Source organism: Acrocarpospora phusangensis (genome assembly GCF_016862995.1).
Classification (GTDB): domain Bacteria; phylum Actinomycetota; class Actinomycetes; order Streptosporangiales; family Streptosporangiaceae; genus Acrocarpospora; species Acrocarpospora phusangensis.
This window is the reverse complement of the sequence record NZ_BOOA01000157.1, coordinates 1-7,290: the sequence shown is the minus strand read 5'-3', so window position 1 is coordinate 7,290 and position 7,290 is coordinate 1. Positions and strand designations below refer to the sequence as shown.

The window sequence follows — 7,290 nt, the reverse complement described above, 5'->3', positions numbered from 1 at the left end:
CCGTTTGATTGCCTGGGATCGGAGGATTGCCGTGGTTAAGAAGGCTTGGGGGTCCAGACACCGGCGCGGCCAAGCCGGGGCATACGACCAATGGCGCGGCGATTGCCGGAGGGGGGCCGAGCGCCAGCTCAAGACGGGTGGGTGGGTGGGAGATCCACGTGAATCATCAAGTCAAGAATGATGGGTGAAAGGGGAGAAACCGGCAACCCGATGAGCGGGGTTACCGGTTTCTCAGGCATCGGCGAGGCCAAGCCAGAAAGCGGGTGGCCTAGGCGGCCTTGGTCTCCCAGAAGATTTTGGAGATTTCGTCGATCTTGGCGAGGAGGTCGTCCGCCTTGCCGACGTCCACGGTGCCCTTCGCGCCGGCCGCGCCGGCCAGCTTCGTGGCATCCCAGAAGAGCTGGTGGAGCTGGGGATAGGTCTCCAGGTGCGGCGGCTTGAAGTAGTCAGTCCACAACACCCACAGGTGGTGCTTGACGAGTTCGGCGCGCTCCTCCTTGATGTTCAGGGCGCGCGCGCGGAACACCGGGTCCTCGTTGTCGGCGTACTTGGTCATGATGGCCTTGACCGACTCGGCCTCGATGCGGGCCTGCGCGGGGTCGTACACCCCGCACGGGAGGTCACAATGGGCCGATGCCACATGCTTGGCAAGCATCGGGAATCCTTTCCTCGACTGGCAACAACATCCGACCCTACTCCCCTCGCCGAGGCCGATCATGTTCACCACCGTCCGAGTGGCGGGCGATTCGATGTCGCCGGCTCTCCGCCCGGGAGACTGCCTGCTCGTACGGCTCCGCGCCCCGATCCGGGAGGGCGACCTGGTCGTGGCCCGCCGCCCGCACGGCCTGATCGTGAAGCGCGCGTTCCGCCGTACGGACGAGGGCTGGTGGCTGGAGAGCGACAACCAGAAGGCCCCCGGCCGCCAGGACAGCTGGAACTTCGGCGCCGTTCCCGAGCCGGACATCCTGGGCCGGGTGCTGCTGCGCTACTGGCCGTTCAGGCGTTCCGCTTCCTAGCCCGGTACGCGGCGACGTTCGACCTGCTGGCACAGCGCTCCGAGCAGTACCGCCGGGACTTGTTGGACGAGGTGTCCAGGTACGCGTTCCGGCACGGCACCGCCTGGCAGATCCCCAGCCGGTCCACGCCCAGGCCGGTCACCACGCTCGCCAGGCCCATCACGGACCCCACCGCGACGGTGTCGCCGACCCGGCCGCCCTCGGTCAGATGCATATGCCAGGGCTGCCCGTCATGACCGGAAATTTGCGGATGAACCGGATGGCGGACCAGCAGCCCGTTGAGGCGCTCCACCACGTCGGCCTCATCCCCTTGTGAGGCCGACTCGAAGACCCCCGTCAGCTCGTCCCTGAGTTCGCAAATGGCGTCGAGATCACGTCGCGTGGCCCGGGCGGCCGCCTCGGTCCGCCCCGTCTCGGCGAGAAGATCGCGAAGCGCTTCGAGACTCCTGAGCTCGTTCTTCCTGTTGACCAGGAGAACGGCGAGTTCGGCATAACTCGTCAAGTCCACCGTGAGACCTTGTAAGAAGTGACTCCGGACTTTGAGTATTACATGGCCCGGGAAAGTTCCAAAGAGCTTACGAGGCCGATAAATCCCCATCCGCTGCGCTCGCCCCCTGACGGGGGCCGGTCATCTCAGCATGTGGCACAATCGACCGCACGCGGGTGACCCCCGTACCCCGTCAGGAGACACCGTCAACGGCGACGGCCGAGGGGCATACACCCATGCCTGGGCCCTCGTTCTCTCGCGGCGTCTGAATGTTGCTTCTAGACAACTGGGGTCATCGATGACTGCTTCCCTCGAAGCGCTCGACCTGGATCCGGCGTTCGCCCTGCATCGGGGCGGCAAGCTGGAGGTCAGATCCACTATTCCGGTGCGCGACGCGGACGACCTGAGCCTGGCGTACACGCCGGGGGTCGCCCGGGTGTGCAGCGCGATCGCCGACAGTCCCGAGCTCGCCGACGAGTACACGTGGGCGTCCAACGTGGTGGCCGTCGTCACCGACGGGACGGCCGTGCTGGGGCTCGGGGACATCGGCCCGGCCGCCGCCATGCCGGTCATGGAGGGCAAGGCGCTGCTGTTCAAGGAGTTCGGCGGCGTCGACTCGGTGCCGATCTGCCTGGCCTGCACCGGGGTCGACGAGATCGTCGAGACGGTGGCGCGGCTGGCGCCCTCCTTCGGCGGCATCAACCTGGAGGACATCAGCGCGCCGCGCTGCTTCGAGATCGAGGAGCGGCTGCGCGAGCTGCTCACCATCCCGGTCTTCCACGACGACCAGCACGGCACCGCGATCGTGGTGCTGGCCGCGCTGCGCAACGCCGCCCGGCTGACCGGCCGCCCGCTGTCGGAGCTGCGCGCGGTCGTGGCGGGCGCGGGCGCGTCCGGGGTCGCGGTCACCCGCATCCTGGTCAACGCCGGGATCGGGGACATCGCGGTGGCCGACAGCAAGGGCCTGATCTTCGAGGGCCGGGAGGGCATGAACCCGGTCAAGGACGCGCTGGCCAGGGACACCAACCGGCTCGGGCTGAAGGGCTCCACCGAGCAGGCGCTGGCCGGGGCCGACGTGTTCATCGGCCTGTCCGGCGCGACCGTCTCGGAGGCGGCGATCGCCGGCATGGCCAGGGACTCGATCGTGTTCGCGCTCTCCAACCCCACCCCGGAGGTCCACCCCGAGGTGGCCGCCCGGTACGCCACGGTCGTCGCCACCGGCCGCTCCGACTTCCCCAACCAGATCAACAACGTGCTCGCCTTCCCGGGCGTCTTCCGGGGCGCGCTGGACGTGCGGGCCACCACGATCACCGAGAACATGAAGGTGGCCGCCGCCACCGCGCTGGCCGACGTGGTGGGCGACGCGGTCGCCGCCGACTACGTCATCCCGTCGCCGTTCGACGCGCGGGTGGCCCCCGCCGTGATCGCCGCGGTGGCCGCCCAGGCCCGGCTGGACGGAGTCGCTCGCCGGTGAAAGTTTGAGAATTCTTTAACGGAAGGTGCTATAACAAAAGCTCTCCGTGACCGTGGAGAGCCATGCGACGCGAGCCCAATCCGTTACTGCACCGGCACATCGCCGAGGCGGGCCTGTCCCACAAAGGACTGGCCCGCCGGTTGAACGACCTCGGGCAGGCGCGTGGCCTGCTCGGCCTCCGGTACGACCACAGTTCCGTGCTCCGCTGGATCAGCGGACAGCGCCCGCGCGACCCCGTGCCCGGGCTGCTGGCCGAGATCTTCTCGCTCCGCCTGGGCCGTCCGGTGTGCGCTGAGGACATCGGCATGCCGGAGTCGGCGGTCCCCCTCGATCTCGGACAGGAATTCTCCCATTCGTGGCAGGAGGGCGTTCGGATCGTGACAGCACTCTGGCGGGCCGACGTGGCACGACGCCGGTTTTTGATCGACTCCACGTTCGCGGTCGGCGCGGGCTCCGCGGGGATCGTGCGCTGGCTGACCTTTCCCGGTGAGGAGCGGCCCGCCGAGTCGGGCCCGCGCCGGGTGGGCGCCTCCGACGTCGCGGCGATCCGCGAAGTCACCCGCTCGTTCGGCGAACTGGACAACCGTTTCGGCGGCGGCCGGGTCCGCGCCGCCGTCGTGAAATATCTGGACACGGGCGTCGCGCCCCTGCTCTCCGGCTCGTACGGCGAAGCCACCGGCCGCTCCCTCGCCGGAGCCGCCGCCGAACTGACCCGCCTGGCCGGCTGGATGGCGTACGACCTGGAGCAGCACGGCCTGGCCCAGCGTTACCTGATCCAGGCGCTCCGGCTGGCCCGCCGGGCCGGGGATGACGGCCTGGGCGGCGAGATCCTGGCCGGCATGAGCCACCAGGCGTTGTACGTCGGCCACCCCCGCCACGGCCTCGATCTGGCCAGAGCCGCCCAGGTGGCCGCCCGCGCCTCCGGCGTGGCCACCCTCCAGTCGGAGGCGTACGCGCTGGAGGCCCACGCGCACGCCCTGCTGGCCGACCCCGCCGCCTGCGCGACCGCCCTGCACGCGGCCGAGCGGTCCTTCGACCGGCGTACTCCGGACGAGCCCGAATGGATCGGCTATTTCGACGAGGCTTATCTGTCCGCGAAGTTCGCGCAGTGTTTCCGCGATCTCGGCGAGGGCCCGCACGCGGTCCGGCACGCGACCCGGTCCCTGGAGATGGACGGCCGGTACGTGCGCGGCCGCATGTTCAACCTGACCCTGCTGGCCTCGGCGCACGTGCTGGAGGGCGAGGTGGAGCAGGCGTGCGCGGTGGCGGGGGAGGCGATGACGCTGGCCGAGGGCCTGGAGTCGGCCAGGACCCGGTCGTCCTTCGCCGATCTGTGCCGCCGGCTCGGGCCGTACGAGCGGGAGCCGGTCGTGGCGGCGGTGCTGGACCGGGGCCCGGTGTGAGAACCGGGCCCCGGGGGCTCACTTGACTTCGGTGAGGCCGAGCGTGCCGTCCTTCTTGACGATCGAGCCCGACCAGAGCGGGGCCGCGGCGCGGTAGACCGCGTAGGTCTCGCTGTCGAAGTAGGGCGAGGTGACCAGGTCGCTGCGGAGGTTGCCGTCGGTGTCGCCGCCGAGGCTGGTGACGCCGTTGAGGTAGCCCAGGCGCCGGTTGGAGCTGTAGCCGATGATCCAGGGGCCGCCGGAGGCGCCGCCGGTCATGGAGCAGCGCAGCGCGATGTGCTCCTCGACCTTCACGCTCGACTCGACCTGCGGGAACGTGGGCTTGCCGTAGCAGTACTTGAGTGTGTGGCCGGTGTAGGCGTAGTCGCCGTCCTCGTGGGCGGCGGTGGGGTAGCCGAACACGAAGGTGGCCTTGCCGACCTTCTGGTTGTAGGCCAGGCCCTGGCCGCCGACCTTGGCGCCCAGCGGGCCGACGTCGGCCCAGCGGTCCTTGGCCCAGGTCACGCCGTTGTAGACGGTGACGAAGGCGTAGTCGCGGTCGGCGTCCTCGTAGACGTCCCAGTCGTAGTGGGTGAACGCCTGCTTGCCGACGTACACGCCCCAGGGGGCCTTGCCCTGGTGGTAGCCGGGGATGAAGATCCACTTGTCGAGCACGCCGGAGTTGCCGACGGGGTCGTACACGCAGTGGCCGGCCGTGGCGACCAGGTTCTTGTACGCGGACTGCACCGAGGACGCGGAGCAGGAGTAGAGGCCGTCGCCGATGACGAAGAACACCCGGCCCGCGGTCTTGGGCAGGTTGACGTTCTTGGTCCTGGCGGACGCGGCCGGGATGTCGGCGGTGGCCGGCACCACGCCGGGCTTGCCGTCGGCGGCGGGCCCGCCGGTGGAGACGTGCTTGGGCACGCGCTTGTGCTCAAGGCCGAACGGGTCGGCGGCCTTGAGGTTGGCGCCGCCGTCGGCGGTCCAGAACTCCAGGGTGGTCCCGGCCTGGGCGGGGGTGTTCAGCTTGGCGGAGGTGGCCAGCTTGGGGGCGGCCGTCGCGATGCCGGAGAACGAGGCGGCCAGCAGGCCGCCCGCGGCGACGCAGCCGGCTAAAGGGAGAAGTTTCAAGAGGGGTTCGCTCCTCGCGCTGTACGTGGGGCGCCTCTTGCGCCCCATGCGTCAGTAAAGGGATGGAAAGGAACTTACCTCACTAGTGATCGTGACATAAGCGGAGATCACCGGAAGATCCGAAAAGGGCCCGGCCAGGCGGCCGGGCCCTTTCCCGTGACTGAACGGGTTACGCGATCGAGCCCGACCAGATGTTCTTGGCCGCGCTGTAGACGCCGTAGGTCTCACCGTCGAAGTACGGGGAAACCGAGGTGTCGATGCGGTTGTTGCCGTCGGTGTCCGACACGGCGCTGGTGACGCCGTTCAGGTAGCCGAGACGGCGGGTGTTCTTGTACCCGGCCAGCCAGGACGAGCCCAGCGAGCCCTGTCCGGTGAAGCTGGACTTGATGCCGATGAGCTCCTCGGCCTTGCGGGACGCGGCGCTCGCGGCGAAGGTCTTGCCGTACGACCACTTCAGGGTCTTGCCGGAGTAGGCGTAGTTGCCGTCCGGGTGCGACCCGCTCGGGTAACCGAACACGAAGGTGGCCTTGCCGAGCTTCTGGTTGTAGGCCAGGCCCTGACCGCCGACGTTGTCGCCGAGACGACCGGCGTCGGTGAACTTCCGGAGGAAGTACTTGCCGTTCTCTTCCTTCTTGAAGTTCTTCCAGATGCCGGGGTTGTCGTAGACGGCCTTGCTGACCTCACGCCAGTCGGCGTCGTTCGTGGACGGCACGAACGGCGTGGAGGCCTCGCCCGGACGGGGGACGTACTTGATGCCGTTGTAGACGGTGACGAACGCGTAGTCGCGGTCGCCGTCCTCGTAGACATCGAAGTCGTAGTGGGTGAAAGCCTGCTTGCCCACGTACAGACCCCACGGGACCTTGCCCTGGTAGTAACCGGGGACGAAGACCCACTGGTCGAGCGTGGTCTTGTTGGTCACCGTGTCGTAGACGCAGTGACCCGCGGTCGCGACCAGGTTCCGGTACGTCGACTGGATCGACGTGGCGGAGCACCAGCGCGCGTCCGGCTTGGTGTCGGCGTCGGAGCCGTCAGGAACCGTGAAGAACACCTTGCCCGTGCTCTTGGGCAGGTTGACGTTCTTCGACGTGGAGGTGGACTTCTTCTCGTCACCAATGGCCGGGATGACGCCGGGCTTGCTGTCGGCCGCCGGTCCGCCCGTGGACACGTGCTTGGCGACGACAGTGGTCTCCACGTTGTACGGCGTGGCCGCGACGAGGTTCTCCGCCTGGTTGCCGAGCCAGAAGGCCGCGACGTTGTAGGCCGCGGTGCCGTTCGCCAGCGGGTCGCTGGAAACGTCGGAGTCGGCCGAGGCGGGCTGGCTGACGAGCGCGGTGGCCAGCAGGCCGGCCGCGACGCCACCCAGAGCGAGGGTGCGCTTCAAGGGGGTTCTCCTTGGTCTGTCGTGGGACGCCTCTTGCGTCCCAATCGTCAGGAAAGGGATAGCCGGGAACTTACCGTCCGGTTCGTGACCTTTGGAAGCTGTTCGTGGGGGTCCCGCGGCGGCTGGAAGCGCGTTATCATTTCGTGACAAGTCAGGAACGGCTGTCAAGTCGTGATGCGATGTTGACGTTTGACCAGATGGTTGACGGGGTGGCGTCTTCGGAGCAGGAGATGCGGCTGTGACTGCGGGGGTTCGCGCGAGGTCTGTCATGTGACTTAAATCACATGGATCCGATGGCACCGATCGGGAGCCGATTACGTCTAAGATCGCCCGGCTCGGGGGCTCCACCGCCCTTGAGGCACAACAACGAAGGGCCCGGCCGATGGCCGGGCCCTTCGCTTACTACTGCCTGACCGCTA

At 68.3% G+C, this 7,290-nt stretch carries 7 protein-coding genes; 3 read left to right on the top strand and 4 right to left on the bottom strand.

The features are described 5' to 3' along the window. Window positions 1-268: 268 nt before the first annotated feature. Window positions 269-655 carry a superoxide dismutase, Ni gene (sodN, locus tag Aph01nite_RS40275; protein WP_204046362.1) on the bottom strand — a complete coding sequence of 129 codons (387 nt, stop codon included), beginning with the start codon at window positions 653-655 and terminating at the stop codon, window positions 269-271. A gap of 61 nt (window positions 656-716) precedes the next feature. Between sodN and Aph01nite_RS40270 the strand changes: the two genes are divergently transcribed. Further along, window positions 717-1,016 carry a S24 family peptidase gene (locus Aph01nite_RS40270; RefSeq protein ID WP_204046361.1) on the top strand — a complete coding sequence of 100 codons (300 nt, stop codon included), beginning with the start codon at window positions 717-719 and terminating at the stop codon, window positions 1,014-1,016. Here the strand turns inward: Aph01nite_RS40270 and Aph01nite_RS40265 are convergent. Beyond that, window positions 997-1,524, bottom strand: a complete 528-nt coding sequence (locus Aph01nite_RS40265) for a CGNR zinc finger domain-containing protein (protein ID WP_239162346.1) — start codon at window positions 1,522-1,524, stop codon at window positions 997-999. The two genes, Aph01nite_RS40270 and Aph01nite_RS40265, sit on opposite strands and share 20 nt — an antisense overlap. 277 nt (window positions 1,525-1,801) lie before the next feature. Between Aph01nite_RS40265 and Aph01nite_RS40260 the strand changes: the two genes are divergently transcribed. After that, entirely contained in the window at window positions 1,802-2,977 is a 1,176-nt protein-coding gene (locus tag Aph01nite_RS40260) for an NAD(P)-dependent malic enzyme (protein ID WP_204046359.1), read from the top strand. A gap of 62 nt (window positions 2,978-3,039) precedes the next feature. Further along, window positions 3,040-4,380, top strand: coding sequence for an NsdA family TPR-like regulatory protein (locus Aph01nite_RS40255; RefSeq protein WP_204046358.1), 1,341 nt, complete (start codon window positions 3,040-3,042; stop codon window positions 4,378-4,380). 18 nt (window positions 4,381-4,398) lie between these two features. On the opposite strand, the gene Aph01nite_RS40250 is transcribed toward Aph01nite_RS40255, so the two are convergent. Together Aph01nite_RS40250 and Aph01nite_RS40245 are read right to left on the bottom strand one after the other, a co-directional pair. Beyond that, a complete protein-coding gene (locus Aph01nite_RS40250; RefSeq protein ID WP_204046357.1) occupies window positions 4,399-5,490 on the bottom strand; it encodes a trypsin-like serine peptidase in 1,092 nt (363 codons plus the stop codon). 169 nt (window positions 5,491-5,659) lie between these two features. Further along, the gene (locus Aph01nite_RS40245) at window positions 5,660-6,871 is read right to left on the bottom strand and encodes a trypsin-like serine peptidase (protein ID WP_204046356.1); all 1,212 of its coding nucleotides are present in this window, start codon (window positions 6,869-6,871) and stop codon (window positions 5,660-5,662) included. Window positions 6,872-7,290 lie beyond the last annotated feature (419 nt).